At 47.1% G+C, this 17225-nt stretch carries 11 protein-coding genes and 2 pseudogenes; 9 read left to right on the top strand and 4 right to left on the bottom strand.

Annotation, left to right across the window (positions count from 1 at the left end):
* Positions 1 to 13 precede the first annotated feature (13 nt).
* The 4 genes from GC56T2_RS17815 (at position 14) to GC56T2_RS10520 (ending at position 4882) form a co-directional block, all read left to right on the top strand.
* On the top strand, positions 14 to 169 hold the full coding sequence (locus tag GC56T2_RS17815; RefSeq protein ID WP_172706136.1) for a hypothetical protein: 156 nt from the start codon (positions 14 to 16) through the stop codon (positions 167 to 169).
* Between the two features lie 16 nt (positions 170 to 185).
* Entirely contained in the window at positions 186 to 740 is a 555-nt protein-coding gene (locus GC56T2_RS10530; RefSeq protein WP_144975021.1) for a glycerol-3-phosphate responsive antiterminator, read from the top strand.
* Positions 741 to 928: 188 nt separating this feature from the next.
* Positions 929 to 2596: a glycerol-3-phosphate dehydrogenase/oxidase gene (locus GC56T2_RS10525; RefSeq protein ID WP_144975019.1), complete on the top strand. Its 1668-nt coding sequence runs from the start codon at positions 929 to 931 to the stop codon at positions 2594 to 2596.
* Positions 2597 to 2695: 99 nt separating this feature from the next.
* Complete coding sequence (locus tag GC56T2_RS10520; protein ID WP_144975017.1) at positions 2696 to 4882, top strand: alpha-galactosidase; 2187 nt, start codon at positions 2696 to 2698, stop codon at positions 4880 to 4882.
* A 165-nt stretch (positions 4883 to 5047) separates the two neighbouring features.
* Here GC56T2_RS10520 and GC56T2_RS10515 read toward each other — a convergent pair whose 3' ends face one another.
* Positions 5048 to 5830: an EcsC family protein gene (locus GC56T2_RS10515; protein WP_144975015.1), complete on the bottom strand. Its 783-nt coding sequence runs from the start codon at positions 5828 to 5830 to the stop codon at positions 5048 to 5050.
* 1388 nt (positions 5831 to 7218) lie between these two features.
* On the opposite strand from GC56T2_RS10515, the pseudogene GC56T2_RS10510 reads away from it, so the two are divergent.
* A pseudogene (locus tag GC56T2_RS10510) lies at positions 7219 to 7779 on the top strand (IS4 family transposase); the annotation flags it as partial.
* Positions 7780 to 8279: 500 nt separating this feature from the next.
* Positions 8280 to 8945 (top strand): hypothetical protein, encoded by a 666-nt coding sequence (locus GC56T2_RS10505; protein WP_144975014.1) that lies wholly within the window; start codon positions 8280 to 8282, stop codon positions 8943 to 8945.
* 52 nt (positions 8946 to 8997) lie between these two features.
* On the opposite strand, the gene GC56T2_RS10500 is transcribed toward GC56T2_RS10505, so the two are convergent.
* The 3 genes from GC56T2_RS10500 to GC56T2_RS10490 form a co-directional block, all read right to left on the bottom strand.
* A complete protein-coding gene (locus GC56T2_RS10500; RefSeq protein ID WP_144972415.1) occupies positions 8998 to 10185 on the bottom strand; it encodes an IS701 family transposase in 1188 nt (395 codons plus the stop codon).
* A gap of 228 nt (positions 10186 to 10413) precedes the next feature.
* Positions 10414 to 12072, bottom strand: coding sequence for an IS1634 family transposase (locus GC56T2_RS10495; RefSeq protein WP_144972777.1), 1659 nt, complete (start codon positions 12070 to 12072; stop codon positions 10414 to 10416).
* A 414-nt stretch (positions 12073 to 12486) separates the two neighbouring features.
* Complete coding sequence (locus GC56T2_RS10490) at positions 12487 to 13677, bottom strand: ISL3 family transposase (RefSeq protein ID WP_144974449.1); 1191 nt, start codon at positions 13675 to 13677, stop codon at positions 12487 to 12489.
* A 183-nt stretch (positions 13678 to 13860) separates the two neighbouring features.
* Between GC56T2_RS10490 and GC56T2_RS18385 the strand changes: the two genes are divergently transcribed.
* From GC56T2_RS18385 to GC56T2_RS10470, 3 genes and pseudogenes are all read left to right on the top strand, one after another.
* Positions 13861 to 13971, top strand: coding sequence for a lipase family protein (locus tag GC56T2_RS18385; protein ID WP_172706494.1), 111 nt, complete (start codon positions 13861 to 13863; stop codon positions 13969 to 13971).
* Positions 13972 to 14378: 407 nt separating this feature from the next.
* Positions 14379 to 14788, top strand: a pseudogene (locus GC56T2_RS10475) (transposase); the annotation flags it as partial.
* Positions 14789 to 15191: 403 nt separating this feature from the next.
* Entirely contained in the window at positions 15192 to 17210 is a 2019-nt protein-coding gene (locus tag GC56T2_RS10470) for a beta-galactosidase (protein ID WP_144975012.1), read from the top strand.
* Positions 17211 to 17225: the final 15 nt, after the last annotated feature.

Genomic DNA, 17225 nt, shown 5'->3' with positions numbered 1-17225 from the left:
GGAGCGTGAGGCTATGGAACATCTTCACGAGGAAGAGGCAGCCAGCAAAAAAACGATCCATCACGTCGTCGAAAAGTTTCGCAAGCGCGGGGTGAAAATCGCGACGTGCAAACCGCGAACTATGATGTCGTTCACATGCTTAGAGGAGATGGACAAAACGAGAGGATGAATCGAGGCAGCGAAATATGGAAACAAAGCAACGCGTCATCCCAGCCATCAAAACGATGAAGCAATTCGAGTCGTTTTTGGCGAGCCGCTATGAATTGGCGGTGTTGCTTGAGGTACATATCGCCCAGTTACGAAGCCTTTTTGACTATGCGCGCCGCCGCCATAAGCAGCTGATCGTCCATGCGGATTTAGTGCAGGGGTTGAGCCACGACGAACACGCGGCGGAATACCTTTGCCAACAATTCCGCCCGCACGGCCTAATTTCCACGAAAGCGGGCGTCATTACGAAGGCGCGTCAAAAACGCGTCTTGGCCGTGCAGCGCATCTTTTTGCTTGATTCGCACGCGTTGGAGAAAAGCTACCAGATGATTGCGAAAACGAATCCCGACTGCATCGAAGTCATTCCAGGAGCTATGCCGCACATCATCCGTGAAGTGAAAGAGCGGACCGGGAAGCCGATTTACGCCGGCGGGCTCATCCGCACCACTGACGACGTCGAACGCGCGCTAGAAGCTGGGGCGGCGGCGGTGACCACGTCAAATGAAACGCTTTGGCGCCATTACAGCCCGTAGCGCCCGCCTGAGGCCGCCATAAGCAGCTGTGTGCATCAGGCTGGTCAAACGGGCTACGATCTGCTATAATGAAAGCAACAAGTTAATCATCAGTCAGGAGACGAGGAGAGACCATGCACACATGGTAGGCGAAGGCTTATCGTGTTTGCACTGGTCTCTTTTTGTCTTTTTCAAAGGAGGAGTCAACCATGACATTCTCAAGCAAACAGCGGAACGATGTTCTTGAGGCGATGAGCGAAAAGCCATACGATCTGTTGGTGATCGGCGGGGGGATCACCGGGTGCGGCATCGCCCTCGATGCCGTCTCGCGCGGCATGACGGTCGCGCTTGTCGAAATGCAAGATTTCGCCGCCGGCACGTCAAGCCGGTCGACCAAGCTCGTCCACGGCGGCTTGCGCTACTTGAAGCAGTTTGAGGTGAAGCTCGTCGCCGAAGTCGGGCGCGAACGGGCGATTGTGTATGAAAACGGCCCGCACGTCACCACACCGGAGTGGATGCTGCTGCCCATTTATCGCGGCGGGACGTTTGGCAAATGGAGCACGTCGGTCGGCCTTTGGCTGTATGATCGGCTGGCCGGTGTCAAGCCGAGCGAGCGGCGCACGATGCTTAACGCCCGGCAGACGTTGGAAAAAGAGCCGCTCTTAAAGCGCGACGGCCTCCTTGGCGGCGGCTATTACGTCGAGTACCGGACGGACGATGCCCGCTTGACGATCGAGGTGATCAAAAAAGCGGTCGAGCTTGGCGCCGACGCTGTCAACTATACAAAAGCCGAACAGTTGTTGTACGATGAGCGCGGCCAGATCATCGGCGCCCGCTGCCGCGACATGCTGAGCGGGCGGACGTATGACATTCGCGCCAAAAAAGTCGTCAACGCCGCTGGGCCATGGGTCGATGCACTGCGCGACAAAGACGGTTCGAAAACGGGCAAACGCCTCCAACTGACCAAAGGCGTCCATATCGTCATCGACCAAAAGCGGTTTCCGCTCAAGCAAGCTGTTTATTTTGACACTCCGGACGGCCGGATGGTGTTCGCCATTCCCCGCGACGGGAAAACGTATGTCGGCACGACCGATACATTTTATAACGGCGACCCGGCCCACCCAACGATGACGGACGAAGACCGCGACTACTTATTGCAAGCGATTCACTACATGTTTCCATCTGTCGGCATCACCGCGGCCGATGTGGAATCAAGCTGGGCCGGCGTCCGCCCGCTCATCTATGAAGAAGGGAAAGACCCATCGGAAATTTCCCGCAAAGACGAGATCTGGACGTCGCCGTCTGGCCTCATTACGATCGCCGGCGGCAAGCTGACCGGCTACCGGAAAATGGCCGAGACCGTCGTCGATCTTGTCGCCAAGCAGCTCGAAAAAGAGGAGCGGACAACGTTCCGTCCATGCCAGACGAAACAATTGCCGATTTCCGGCGGCGATGTCGGCGGCTCGTACCGCCTCCCTGCCTTTATCGCTGAAAAGGCGGACGAAGCGGTGCGCTACGGATTAACGAACGAAGCGGGAGCGCGGCTGGCGCGACAATACGGCACGAACGTTGATCAGCTGTTTGCTTTAAGCCGGCAATACGACCGTTCATTTGGCGTAACGCGCGAAACATTCATCCGCCTCGTTTATGCCATGGAAGAAGAAATGGCGGTCAAACCGGTCGACTACTTCATCCGCCGCACCGGCGCGCTGTTGTTTGACATTGATTCGGTCCGGCGGGAGAAAGAGGCAGTGGTGGCGTTTATGGCGCGGTATTTGGGGTGGACGGAAGAAGAGCGGGACGTGTATGAGAACGAACTCGACACAGAACTGCGGCGCGCGGTGTTGGGGGAAAAGGGGGAAGGGAACGAGCGGTAGGCCAACAAAATAACGAGCGCCTAAATTAAGGCGCTTTTTTATTGGTCTTTTCATAAAAAATTAAGTAAAATTTAAATAAAAAATAAGGGGGAGAAGGCGATGGCGATTACTTATCATCCGCAAACGCGGCAGTTTCATTTGCAAGCAGGCGAGGCAAGCTACATCATTCACTTGTTCCGCTCGCGATATTTAGCACATGTCTATTGGGGCAAAGCGGTGCGCGATGTTCGGGGGGAGCGGAGGTTTCCGCGGCTGGACCGCGCGTTTTCCCCCAATCCCGACCCATCCGACCGCACGTTTTCGCTCGATACGCTGCCGCAAGAATATCCGGCCTATGGGAATACCGATTTCCGTGCCCCGGCGTATCACGTGCAGCTTGAGAACGGTTCGACGGTGACGGATTTGCGCTACAAGACGCACCGCATTTACAAAGGGAAGCCTAGACTGAACGGGCTGCCGGCGACATACGTGGAACACGAGAATGAAGCGGAAACGTTGGAAATTGTCCTCGAGGATGCGCTGAGCGGTCTAGAGGTCACGTTGCAGTATACCGCGTATGAAAAATGGAACGCCATCACGCGTGCGGCCCGTTTCGAAAACAAGGGGCGTGAGCGCCTAACGCTGTTGCGGGCGCTCAGCATGAGCGTCGATTTCCCGTCTGCCGATTATGACTGGATCCATCTCCCCGGAGCGTGGGGGCGCGAACGCTGGATCGAGCGGCGTCCGCTTCTGACCGGGGTGCAGGCGGCCGAAAGCCGCCGCGGCGCGAGCAGCCACCAACAAAACCCGTTTATCGCGCTCGCCGCCAAAAACGCCGATGAGCATCAAGGTGACGTGTACGGGTTCAGCTTTGTGTACAGCGGCAATTTCCTCGCCCAAGTCGAGGTGGACCAGTTTCACACCGCCCGTGTCTCGATGGGAATCAACCCGTTTGATTTCACATGGCTGCTTCAGCCGGGCGAGTCGTTCCAAACGCCGGAAGTGGTCATGGTCTACTCTGACCAGGGGTTAAATGGGATGTCGCAAACGTACCATGAACTGTACCGCACCCGCCTGGCGCGCGGCGCATTCCGCGACCGCGAACGCCCGATTTTGATCAACAACTGGGAAGCAACGTACTTCGATTTTAACGAAGAAAAACTCGTCAACATTGCGAAAACGGCAGCGGAACTGGGCATCGAACTGTTTGTGCTTGACGATGGCTGGTTTGGCGAGCGCGACGACGACCGCCGTTCGCTCGGCGATTGGATCGTCAACCGGCGCAAGCTTCCGAACGGCTTAGACGGGTTGGCCAAACAAGTGAACGAACTCGGGCTGCAGTTCGGCTTATGGATCGAGCCGGAAATGGTGTCGTCAAACAGCGAGCTGTACCGGAAGCATCCCGACTGGTGTCTCCATGTGCCGGACCGTCCGCGCTCTGAAGGGCGGAACCAGCTTGTGCTCGATTACTCCCGCCAAGATGTATGCGATTATATGATCGAAACGATCGCGAACGTGTTGGCGAGCGCTCCAATCACTTATGTGAAGTGGGATATGAACCGCCACATGACGGAAATCGGCTCGGCTGCCCTGCCGCCTGAGCGCCAACGCGAAACGGCGCATCGCTACATACTTGGACTGTATCGCGTCATGGACGAGATCACCTCACGCTTTCCGCACATTTTGTTTGAAAGCTGCTCAGGAGGCGGAGGGCGGTTTGATCCGGGGATGCTGCATTACATGCCGCAAACGTGGACGAGCGACAATACCGACGCCGTCTCGCGCCTGAAAATCCAATACGGCACGAGCCTTGTTTACCCGGTGAGCGCCATGGGCGCCCACGTCTCCGCGGTGCCGAACCATCAAGTCGGGCGAGTGACGCCGCTCAAGACGCGCGGCCATGCCGCGATGTCGGGCAACTTCGGCTATGAGCTCGATATCACAAAGCTGACAGAAACAGAAAAACAAATGATAAAAGAACAAGTCGCGTTTTACAAGGAAGTGCGCCGCCTCGTCCAGTTCGGCACGTTCTATCGGTTGGTAAGCCCGTTTGCGGGCAATGAAGCAGCGTGGATGTTCGTCTCCGCCGACCGCTCGGAAGCGCTCGTCGCCTACTTTCGCGTGTTGGCCGAGGCGAACGCGCCGCTGTCCTACCTGCGCCTCAAAGGGCTTGACCCGAATCAAGACTACGAAATCGAGGGGCTTGGCGTTTATGGAGGCGATGAGCTGATGTACGCTGGACTCGCCGTGCCGCCTCGTGCGGGTGATTTTTTCAGCGCGATGTGGCGGCTGAAAGCCATTCGATAGGCTTTCGCCAATGAGGACGGTGAAAAACAGCGCCGCCCCTTAACTGACGTCAGGTGATGTGAAAGTTGCTGCTGTGAGGCTTCTCTATTTGGAGAGGGAGCAACATGCTCTTTCAATCACGGGCTTTCTATCGATCATCCCGAAATCAATCGAACCCGGTGTCGTCTAGACATCGGGTTCCCATTGTTTGAGCTTCTCGATAATGCGCCGCTTCCGATAGAGCATCTTCCCGGTTTCGGCGATATCTTCCATAAACGATTTGTTAAACAGCGAACCGAAAATGACGCCGATGATCGGCACGGCTTGAAACAGCTTTTTCCACCCGTATTGGTCGCGGAACGTCATCATCACTTCCCGCCAGCCTTGCAGCTCGGAAAATACCCGCTCACGCTGGCCGGTAAATGAAGCCAGCTCCTCTAAAATCGCTTTTTTCCCGACGATGTCCGCTGCGGCAAACTGCAGGCATTTCACGACAAACACGCGCTCTTGTTTTTCGTTTGGGTCGTATCCATAGATGATGGCGATTTCTTGCAGCGTTTTCAGCGCCAACCCGAGCAGGGCGGGAACGTCCACCGCCAGCGTCAGCGCTCCGCCGATTCCGGTCGCCGCTCCTTGCAACTGGGCGAACGTCACGCGCGCCTCGATCAATTCATCACAGACGCGATCCATCGTCTCAAGCGGCAAGTGCGGCACTTCCTCAAGCGACGTGACACCAAGGCGTTCCAATATGTTCTCTTTCTTCACTAAGTATTTTCCGCCGTTTTGAATATAGCTTCCTAATTCGTCGAGCCATTGCCCGAGCTTTCGATGAACCATTTTTGGCGTCAGCTTGTCCAACACTTGAAACGGCAAGCGGCCGAGCTTTTCCCAAAACCAGAGATCTTTTTGGGAGTGTTCCCACTGGTTGATCCGCTTCAATTCCTCTTGCAACTGTAGTTTTGCTTCCATTTTTGAAGGGCCTCCATGTTTTTTCTAGTTTTAGGATATATGGATTTTAATGAATTATACGGGTTAGGGGATGATTTTGTTTCAAGTAGTCCAACTATGTCCATCACTTGAAATAACAAACAAATTTAAAAAAAGTTGGTTCATCACCGAAAGATGTACTTGACTTTTAGGAACAAACATGATATTATCCCTCCCGGTTGAACAAAAATAACAAAAAATGGCAATAAATCTTTTTGACGTTTTTATCATGAAAAACGTTTTTTGTCAAGTACATTTTGTGGTGAAGAGCCAAAAAGTTGTTTGAAACAACTAGACATAATTTTTTAGATTTGATATTATGAAAGCGTAGACATTTTACTCAAATTTCAGTCCCGAAGAGAGGTCTTGTTGGGATTCCCCAATGCTGGATACGCAGGCGAACAGCACCACTGCCCCATACCGTTTCACCGCTCAAATTACTTCAGCAGTTGATACAATAGATCCTATGATACAGTATGGTATAGATGTAGATAAAGATGAAAAAGTCTATTATTTCGGTGTAAACAAATTTAGCTTCGGTAAATTTGCTTGGCGATCCTAAACATAAAACAGCCCTTATGTTGATTAAGGGCTGTTTTATTATTAATATAAATTCGTAAAAATGGATAAGGAGGATTTATTTTGAAGTTATTCTCTAAACGGCTTATTATATCATTTTTAGTTTGTTTATTGATGTTATATCTAACGGAACTTTTTACGAAAGAGCCTCACGTAACTTCAGGTAACGGAAATCCGGGGCTTTTTATTATCATGTTAGCAGCATTTTCATTTTTGTTCTTTGGGATGGAGTTATGGAAAGTTCTCACTAACAAGAGCATTTCAAAGAGAGGTTTGTTGTCTATGAGTATTGGTTCATTCTGTATTTTAAGCATGTCCGCTTTTTTAGAAATTACATATGTTTTAGACTTAATTAAACAACTCGGAGGACCTCCATCTAACGTAAATTCCAAAATCTACCGTTTTAGCTGGATAAATCAATATACAAATACTTTTTACGTTAATGCTTATACGTTGTTAATCTTTATTTCAAGTATTCTTTTAATTTACTCCATACAAAAAATGTTTACAAAAGACTGTAGATGAGCGAGTCAGTCAAGACTTTGTGGAGAACATTTTTTAGTCTACTACGGGTGTTGTCAATCACCGGTTGGTAGACTATTTTTAGGAATTGATATCGTAAGGGCTTTCGGACCCTCATCCCATACCCGTCAAGTTTAGCGGTATAAAATTTTTAAGACGATACTCGTGTTCATCCCCATAGCCATCAAGTTAAGAAAACAGGAATAAATCTATGCCTCATTTGACCATCCTTTTGAAGACTTCATCATGTCTTAGAAAGGGTGGTTTTTTTGAAGACGTCCTTATCTCTCCAAGAGGAATGGCATTGTTTTTTAGAGGGTTTACGAAGGGTGTTATCGTGCGAAGAACTGGAACAGATGGCCCGAGATCATCGATTTATTCAACGAAAGGGGAAGTTGCGCGCCCATGATTTCGTGGCACTTTGCACATTTCTCTAGGAAGAAGGCGGTCAAAAATCATTGGTGCAGCTCTGCAGTGCTCTAGCTCTCAAGCAAAACACCTCTCTGAGTGCGGAAGGGCTCAATCAACGGTTTAACGAAAAAGCAGTGAGTTTCCTCAAAGCGGTGTTCGAAAAACTGCTGATTCATCAGACGCAGGAGGCCCGTCACGTGTGTCAAAGACATTCGCTGTTTCGGCGGATTCGCATTCTCGATTCCACATCGTTTCAACTGCCTCCTGAGATCCAAGGGATTTACAAGGGATGTGCGGGGCCTGGGGTGAAAATTCAGTTAGAATATGAATGTCTAGAAGGGAAGTTTCTCCATGTGGACGTCGGGGATGCTCGTCATCATGACGCCGCCTACGGAGCGTCCCTTCGATCGACCGTTCAAGGAATTGTAATATATCAGAAAAAGTGGTATGATAATCAAAGGCATCCATGATTAAGCAAAATAATCATGGCTGTTTTTGTTTGATTTTGCATATAAGAAAAGATGATAGTTTTGATGATAAAGGTCTAGTCATCCTCATATGATCGTGTGGTTGAAATCATGGATATTCCCTCGTTTTAAGCGATGAAACAAGTCTTTTCTTAACAAAGTGAGGGAATATGCATGTTTGTCATGTCAAGAGGAAGATTTGTTCGTATTTGTGTTATGGGGGTGAAACAATGAAAACCCTAAGTCGTGAGACTCGAATGATCAAGGGATTTTAAAATCTGAGAGATCATTTGAATAAAAATAAGGCGATAAATTAAGATATTATTAAAAAATTTCCATAAATAGAATATTATGTTGATATTTTAGCACTAGCATATAAAAGTTTCGACGATACCGATCATCTAGAGCAACGATAAACACTATAAAAAATAATCGAAAAGGGATGAAGGATCTTGAAATCTTGGCTCATTGCAGGACTCTTATCTTTGTTATTTCCTGGACTAGGGCAAATCTACAATCGCCAAACAAGTAAAGGGCTTGTTTTGATGCTTCTTCAGTTTGTTTTTATTTTAGTTGGTATATTGACGATGGGGTTTTTAGGAGCGCCCGCCGTTATTCTATGGATTTGGGGAATCGTCGATGCCATCATTAACGCTCAAAAAAGAGACAGACAAAATATGAAACAACCATTCACAACAAGTGATAAATCTTTATATGTTTATGTTGAACTTGGTATTGGTGCAGTTATAGCTATTGTATTGGTATTTCTTGTTTGGAAAATTGGTACAGGGATTTATTGCGAACCTCATCCTGATAAAAAGGTAGTCAAGGAAGATGCCGTTCAATATTTAACAGAAAAGTATGAACAAGAGTTTGAGATTACAAAGGTAAAGTTCAACTGCTATCCTTACAATACGTTTGAAATCAAAGCGTATTCATTAAATAACCCTGATGTGACTATTACTATGTATGCACCATCTACAGGTGATGAATTTTCGGATGATTATATTAGTAAACTCTGGGATAAGGAATCGAAAGAGGAATTAAAGCCTTTAGTAGAAAAATTTTACCCTGAGTCACCGCCATTTAGAGCAGACATTATTATTAACTGTAGATGAGCATTTTTCATTACAGTAATTTCCATTCCCTAAGAGACAAACAGGGTCCCCCTTAGGCGACATGGAGCTGTTTTTTAATCACATCAATGGGAATATCTTGTTTTGCGGCGTCATAGATGAACTCGACGACGCTGTGCCCTTTCCGAGACCGAAGAAGCTCCAGGCCGGAAGAGAGGTCTTGTTGAGATTCCGCGATGCTGTATACGCAGGCGAACAGCACCACGGCCCAATACCGTTTCACCGCCCGAATGTGACGAACACGGTATCCATCGAGCTTCAGCTGGTCTTTGGCCTGCCGGAAAAAGCATTCGATCGTCCAGCGCTGGGCATAGTAACGCAAGATCTCTTCATCGCCTAGCTCCCGGTCGGTGCTCAAGACGACATGGAGATGATCCGGCGTCATCGGTTGATTCGCCTTCCAAGCCAGCAGCACCACCGCGTCATCGAGACCATGGATCGCTCCCTCGTAGCGATACACGCGGTAACGCTCCTTCCCCACCGTGACGAGGCGGGTGTCGTTGGGCTCGATATAGCGGGCGAACTTCTTCGCTTGGATGGCGATGCCTTTCGGATAGAGAATCCGGTTCGTCTTGAGCATGGCGATGACATGGAATCCTTGTTTCAGGCAGGCTTCGATGAGCGCTTGGGACGGATACCACGAATCCATGAGCACATACACCGGCTGAGCCCGTTTCCCCTTGAGCGAGGAAAGCATCTCGATCGCTAGGTCGATTTTGCTTCTTCCCGCCGCCTTATCATAGAGACGAAACGCGAACGGAAACGCTTGCGAGAAAGTATGCACCATCAGCCAAACAAGCGAATGCCCCCAGACGGATTGATGATCTTTGTGCGAGTAGTGCCAATCACACCCTTGAATGGCGCGGGCAGCCCGTGACGAAGGCTTCGTTTTTTGGCAAATGGTATCATCAATCGAAACAAAAAGGGGTTGATTCTCCTGTTTGGCTAGGCGTTCGATCTGGCGAAGGATCCATTCTTGCAGCTTCTCAAGCAGTTTTTCCTCGTTCCAAGGGCTTTTCGTGAAAAAGTGGCTCAGTGTCGTTCGATGATTCGGGTGAAAACTCCAGTACCGGACATCCGTCAATGTCCCCGAAAATCCCTTGGTCGTCAAGGCGTCGACAAGATGAACGAGATGCTTGATGACCGGCTTCGAGAAATAAAGCGCCAATCCCAGCGTCATGAAAAACTTGTGGATTCCTTGATGATGTGCTAATCTATTCATGAGACATGAACCTCCTTGTGGGTAGTTGGTAGCACATCTATTCTAACCAAGGAATCGGGTTCATGTCTCCTTTTTTGTTTAGTTGTCAATTTATGTTAGCACTCACATTTCGCACCCTAACAAGGTCAAAACAAAGGATTTTTTATTTAGTTTTTCAGAATAACTTTTTGACCAACACAACGAGCGATGGCTATCCTTTTTTACCATCGCTGGTCGTTCCGTATGACGTTACACGTAAATGCTCTCATCCAGCCCCAACCCCTGCAGAATCCTTCGTTGTTCAGGGGTGAGGGAGCGATCCAGTGAGCGTTGGATGCGCCCATCCGGCAGCTCCAGGAGGACGACGTTCACATATTGAAACAGCTGAAAAATCGCCTGTCCCGTCGGCCGGGTCAGCTTGCGGCCTCCAGGACCCTTCAACGGGTGTTCTGGAGTAATAAACTGACGCACTCGGCGCTGAAAAACGCGGTAAATCGCCAAGGCCAACAGAAACAAATAGCCTAATACTGCGACCCGTTCTGGTTTTTTGACGTAAATCTCATCCGTGAAAAACGGATCTTTCAAAAAAGCGAAGTTCATTTCCACCGAGATCTGCCCTTTATATAGCTTCAAGATCTCTTGGGCATCCATTTGTTGGCCCTTCCATTCCTCCGGAACGGTCGTGACGAGGACAAACCGGGACGCTTTCCGTCTTGCCTGTTCCCACGCGTTTTGGTCGAATTCGACGTCAAGGCGCAAGAGATACCGCGTCTCCATCTCGGGTTCCACCCCTTTTTTCGGCCGTCCGCGCCGTTTTTTCGGGCGTACGATCTCTTCGACCGCGGCCTTGACCTGATGAAACCGTGGGCGAAGGGACATCTTGAGGGACGCCAAGGCTTGTTCAGCGTCTTCCCGGCACGAGAAAGGGTGGCGCTCCCAATGGGCTTGTTCCTCGCGAAGAAGCTCCGCTTCTTTGGTTCGTTCTTTTTCGAGCGTCTTTCCTTTTCGCTGGTCGAGCGCACTCGATTCGACGACGATCAGCCGAACGGGGTGGCCTTCATAGGTGGAGGATGTTTCCCATACCCGGTACGTGGCGCCGTTTCTCTCCGCCAGCGTAAAGGGTTCGCTCCACGGGATGTGAGGCGAATCGGCCTCCGCTAATGCCCGTTTCACGATCCGAAGCGACGAAGGGCCTCGGGTGATCAAAAAGGCGTTGGCCGCTTTGGTTTGCGCCAGAGTGTCTTTTGTCATCGCGGCGGAATCGGCCACGTAAATCCATTCGTCTTCCATCTTGGCTTGTTTGAGCTGTTCGTGGACACGGGACAGCACCTCCGGATTCCACGTTTTGTCAGGCAGGTTGCCGTCGTGCACATCGCCGTAAAACGGGATGCCGTCCTCGTTGCCGACCAGTCCGAAACCGATCTGTTTTTGCCAACGATGATGGCGGTTATAGCCATGTGTGATTTGTAAGGCCTCTAACGAGGCCGATTCATACGCGCCGTAAACGGTCTTGTCCGTCGTATCGGCGTGAAAGGCTCGGAGGGAAAGGCCTTCTTTGCGATAAATGTGAATCAAGCAAGTGCTGATCACCTTGTGAATATCGGCCTCATACAAGCGGTCGAGATGACGAGCCAAGGCATCGTCGTTCAACCAGGAAGGATGGAGACCGGGACGGATGAGTTTCTCTAGATCGATCTCCTGAGCCCATCGTTCCACGTGAACGAGGGCTTGCCGGCCGTCAAACATATTGTAGATGATGGCCTGAACGGCATCGCTGACTCGAGTCTGGCACTGTGGATCAACGGGAACGAGATGGTCAATCAATTGGGGCAGGCCCAGTTTCTTGAATAGGGCACTTATTATATTCAAATAATCATTACGATAGACCTTTTTGACTTGAACGTTCATGAGAGAAAAACTCCTTCACTTTCCTTGTGTGTCAAGGATTCATTCGACATCGGAACGAAAAAATCCTCCCGATTTTCGTCGAGAGGGTGCGAAATGTGAGTTAGCAAATTTGCTCATCTACAGTTATTAATAGAGATGCGATAGACAAATTACAGAAATCTACTAAAGTTCCAAGCTTGAAACAGGCTCGAAAACACTATATCAATGAGATGACTTTATCTTTTGGGGTCTTCACCATTTTCTGTGATTTCCACTCAATCCTAGAAACATGTTAGCTGGATGAAATAGGTTCATCAGTCAGGATCCTTCTTCCGCATACAGACCACGAAGTTGGTAGAATGGAAACAGTCAAGTGCTTTCCTTGACGGGTTCCATTCTACCAACGATCATACCGAGAGCGGAAGAAGGGAGCGTTTAGGCAGCCTGACTACCTGTAGTGTTCCCTGTACACTCCAGAAATACACGCAAACGAAACCGTTCCCGATTTCGATAGCCATATGCCCGGCGTTTGATGTTTTTGATCTTGTGATTCGTTCCCTCGATTCGGGCATTGGTATAGGGGCACAAAAAGTAGGAAAGAATCGGCTCCTTCCACCTTTCAAGCGTGTTGGCTACTTCCTGAAAAGAAGCAAAAGGGCTCTGTTTGGCTAACTGAATCCATTCTTCCAAGCGTTCCTTTGCTTCGTTATATCCATCGGTTCGGTAAAAATCCCGAAACAACTCTTTCAGATAATAGGCAATGGAAAGTACCGGATACTCCTCCAAGATATCGTCTAATCGATGCCGTTGGTCCTGACGAAGCTTTTCACAGCCTTTCAAGAGAAGATATCGAGCCTTTTTCAATGGAGAACATTCCTTTCTTGCTTGATCCAAGGCTTGTGTCACTTTTTGAACCACATGGTACTTATCGATGACAATCGAAGCAGATGGAAACAGGGCACGAACCGCCTTATGATAAGGTTCCCACATGTCAAGAATCACCGTTTGAACCCTTTCTTTCGACAGGACCTTTTGGCTCAACAAGTGGATAGCGGAGTCACATTGGCGATCGGCATGCATTCCCATGACGGATCCAGCTTTGGCATCCATCAATATGGTTTCATACTGATGTCCCTTTTTTACAGCGATTTCATCTAAGCTAAGCACCATCTCTTCTTGAGAAGATGTTTCTATCGCTGTCTGACGCTCTTTTGCTTTTTTCGATGCGATGGAGTAATAGATGCGTTCCAATGTCGTATATGGGATACGGTGCTTTCGGCTCACCTCTTGAATGGTGGAACCTTCACAAAGTTCATACAAGTACTCACAAAATCGGTTGGTGTAGTGCTGATTGGGTTGAACCGATTCCAAAGAGGCGGAAAACACTTGAGAGCAATTCCAGCACCGATAGCGCTTTATTTTCACGAACAAGTACACCGGTTGATGGAAAATCGCCAAATCCCGTACTTTTCTTGTCCGTCTGTCGTGGACAGAGGAAGTGGCAAACCCACAATGAGGGCAATGTTCCTGTGTCTCTGTTTTCTCTACATGAATCGCATAACCATAGGAATGAAGTTCTTGTTTAATCACTTTAAATTCTGGCAATCCTAGTGGTATAGAAAGCACTTACGAGACCTCCTTAATGTTGATTTCACCGCTAACATTATTGCCAGGATCTCGTTAGTGCTTTCTCTTTTTTGTCACTAAATCACAAAATTTGGTGATGAACCAAAAAAATTAATGATTAAAAAATTATCAATTTTATAGAATTACATTAGAAAGGAGAATTTAAATGCCAAGGGATAAAGAATATCTGATCTTAAGTCAACTTGCCAATCATTTTATAATGAAGTATTAATGAAAGCTGGAAATAATCGTATCACCGTAACGGGACATTCTTTAGGAGGAGCAATAACCTAGGTGTTGGCGGCGAATAATGATCTGTCTGCGGTTACCTTTAACACGCCTGGGGTTCTGCATCTCTTAAATCCTTTGCAGATATTAAAAGCTTTAAATGGAGGGTATGATAACTAAATCATTAACTATTCAGATTTCCATCGGTCCACTAGGCGCGCTGGAAATCTTCATCTGAAAGGGCGTGCAAATGTTCCGAAAGAATGTGCAAAATCCGGAACAATCCGCAAAAATTTTGCACATTATTTCCGAATCCGCCTGAAATAATTTGAAAAAGGGATTCTGAAATAATGTACTAATTTACAGGAAGTTTCTCCATGTGGATGTCGGGGATGCTCGTCATCATGACGCCGCCTACGGAGCGTCTCTTCGATCGACCGTTCAAGAAGGAGACCTTTGTTTGAAAGACTTAGCATGACATTCATACGCTGTATTCTCTTCGCTGGCAAATTGAGGTGATAGTTAAAACATGGAAATCCCTGTTTCACATTCATCGATTCAAACGGATGAAAGGGACTCGCTTTCAGTGCCACTTGTATGGAACGTTGATTGCCTTATTGATCAGTTCTACGGTCATGTTTGCCATGAGAGAATGGCTCTATCGAAAACAGAAAAAGGAATTGAGCGAATAGAAGGCGATGAGTATGATCAAGGAGTGGGGGATGGATTGATTTCAAGCCTTATGGTGTTCTGAGACTTAGCTATCCAGCTCCTTTTCAAACTGTGTGACATCATTGCTCAACACGGAAAAAAATCAAGGCGTTATACAAAAAAGAGCGCTTTAGACATGATCGAGAGTTTGGTCATCATGCCGTTGTCGTAAGAAATTCCCGTCTCATACCATAAAAAAACCTTCTATAGGGAAGGTGTATTTGGCATGCCTATCTTTCCATATTCCCACGGTCACAACCTCCAAAGATGAAGAGGGGATGACCCAAAAGGCGATCTCTCCTCAAGAAAGACACAACATATAGCTTGGATTCGCCAGCCATTGTCTATAATAGTTTTGAGAGAGGGTACCCCGATCCTTTTGGGATACCCTCTTGATGGCTATGGGGGGCCTGTTTATCTCTTAGGGAATGGAAATTACTGTAATGAAAAATGCTAATCTACAGTCTATAATTTAAAAATTTTAAAAAATATATATTTAGTAAAATTTTATCGTTGACTTATATTAAATTTTAACTTAATTTATAATTAGATGAAAATTATTAGGGGGGATAACTTTGAATGTATTATCCTCAATTTGTTACGGAGGAGATTACAACCCAGAGCAATGGCCGGAGGAAATTTGGTATGAAGATGCTCAGTTGATGCAAAAAGCAGGAGTAAATTTGGTATCTTTGGGGATTTTTAGTTGGAGCAAGATCGAACCGTCTGATGGACTGTTCGACTTTGAATGGCTAGACAAGGTTATAGACATACTATATGACCACGGTGTTTATGTTAACTTGGGGACGGCAACTGCAACTACTCCGGCTTGGTTTGTAAAAAAGTATCCAGATTCTCTACCAACAGATGAAAGCGGTGTCATTCTCTCGTTTGGTAGTAGACAACATTATTGTCCTAATCATCCTCAATTAATTACGCACATAAAGAGACTTGTAAGGGCTATAGCAGAACGGTATAAAAATCATCCGGCACTGAAAATGTGGCATGTTAATAATGAGTATGCATGTCATGTTTCTAAGTGTTTTTGCGAGAATTGCGCTGTCGCGTTTAGAAAATGGCTGAAGGAAAGATATAAAACAATCGATGAATTAAACGAACGTTGGGGTACAAACTTTTGGGGACAACGATACAATAACTGGGATGAAATTAATCCACCTAAAAAAGCCCCAACTTTTATTAATCCGTCTCAAGAACTTGATTATTACCGTTTTATGAACGATTCAATTCTTAGATTGTTTTTAACGGAAAAGGAAGTTTTACGTGAGGTAACACCAAACATCCCAATATCAACTAATTTCATGGGTTCATTCAAACCGCTAAACTATTTTCAATGGGCTCAGCATGTAGATATTGTGACATGGGATTCATATCCTGATCCTAGAGAGGGTTTGCCAATTCAGCATGCCATGATGAATGACCTTATGCGTAGTTTAAGAAAAGGTCAACCGTTTATTTTAATGGAGCAAGTAACCTCACATGTTAATTGGCGTGATATTAATGTCCCTAAACCGCCAGGTGTAATGCGTCTATGGAGTTATGCAACTATTGCCCGTGGTGCAGATGGTATTATGTTTTTTCAGTGGCGTCAAAGTAGAGCAGGAGCTGAAAAGTTCCACGGTGCAATGGTGCCCCACTTTTTGAATGAGAATAATAGAATTTATAGGGAAGTTACACAGTTAGGGCAAGAACTGAAAAAGTTAGATTGTTTGGTCGGATCTAGAATCAAAGCAGAGGTCGCGATCATTTTTGATTGGGAAAATTGGTGGGCTGTCGAACTAAGTTCCAAACCACATAATAAACTAAGATATATCTCTATAGTTGAAGCTTATTATAGAGAATTATATAAACGCAATATTGCTGTCGATTTTGTAAGGCCATCTGATGACCTAACAAAATACAAAGTAGTTATCGCTCCAATATTATATATGGTTAAAGAGGGAGAAGATGAAAAATTACGGCAATTTGTTGCTAGCGGTGGCACTTTGATTGTCAGTTTTTTTAGTGGTATTGTGGATGAAAATGACCGTGTATATCTAGGTGGATATCCTGGTCCTCTGCGAGATATTTTGGGGATTTTTGTTGAGGAATTTGTACCATACCCAGAAACAAAGGTAAACAAAATATATAGTAACGATGGGGAATATGATTGTACAACGTGGGCGGACATAATCCGATTAGAGGGAGCAGAACCCCTAGCAACGTTTAAGGGAGATTGGTATGCAGGACTTCCGGTGGTTACACGTAACTGCTACGGTAAAGGAGAGGGGATTTACGTCGGTACTTATCCAGATAGTAATTATTTAGGCAAGCTTTTAGAGCAGGTTTTGGTTAAACATCATATTAATCCCATTCTTGAAGTAGCTGAAAATGTAGAGGTGCAACAAAGAGAGACTGATGAATGGAAGTGTTTAATTATTATCAATCATAATGATTACGAAGTGACGCTGTCACTGCCAGAAGATAAGGTATACCAGAATATGATTGATGGGAAATGTTTTCGAGGAGGTGAATTGAGGATTCAAGGGGTTGATGTAGCAGTGTTAAGAGAGCATGACGAAGCCGGGAAGGTTTAGATAGTCTCGTTCCAG

It is taken from the genome of Geobacillus sp. C56-T2 (genome assembly GCF_007829715.1).
GTDB lineage: Bacteria > Bacillota > Bacilli > Bacillales > Anoxybacillaceae > Geobacillus > Geobacillus icigianus.
This window is presented reverse-complemented; position numbering and strand designations above follow the sequence as displayed.

Excerpts from the sequence above, each read along its gene's own strand:
- GC56T2_RS17815 (WP_172706136.1), top strand. The coding sequence starts at position 14 with ATGGAACATCTTCACGAGGAAGAGGCAGCCAGCAAAAAAACGATCCAT.
- GC56T2_RS10530 (WP_144975021.1), top strand. The coding sequence starts at position 186 with ATGGAAACAAAGCAACGCGTCATCCCAGCCATCAAAACGATGAAGCAA.
- GC56T2_RS10525 (WP_144975019.1), top strand. The coding sequence starts at position 929 with ATGACATTCTCAAGCAAACAGCGGAACGATGTTCTTGAGGCGATGAGC.
- GC56T2_RS10520 (WP_144975017.1), top strand. The coding sequence starts at position 2,696 with ATGGCGATTACTTATCATCCGCAAACGCGGCAGTTTCATTTGCAAGCA.
- GC56T2_RS10515 (WP_144975015.1), bottom strand. The coding sequence starts at position 5,830 with ATGGAAGCAAAACTACAGTTGCAAGAGGAATTGAAGCGGATCAACCAG.
- GC56T2_RS10500 (WP_144972415.1), bottom strand. The coding sequence starts at position 10,185 with ATGAATAGATTAGCACATCATCAAGGAATCCACAAGTTTTTCATGACG.
- GC56T2_RS10495 (WP_144972777.1), bottom strand. The coding sequence starts at position 12,072 with ATGAACGTTCAAGTCAAAAAGGTCTATCGTAATGATTATTTGAATATA.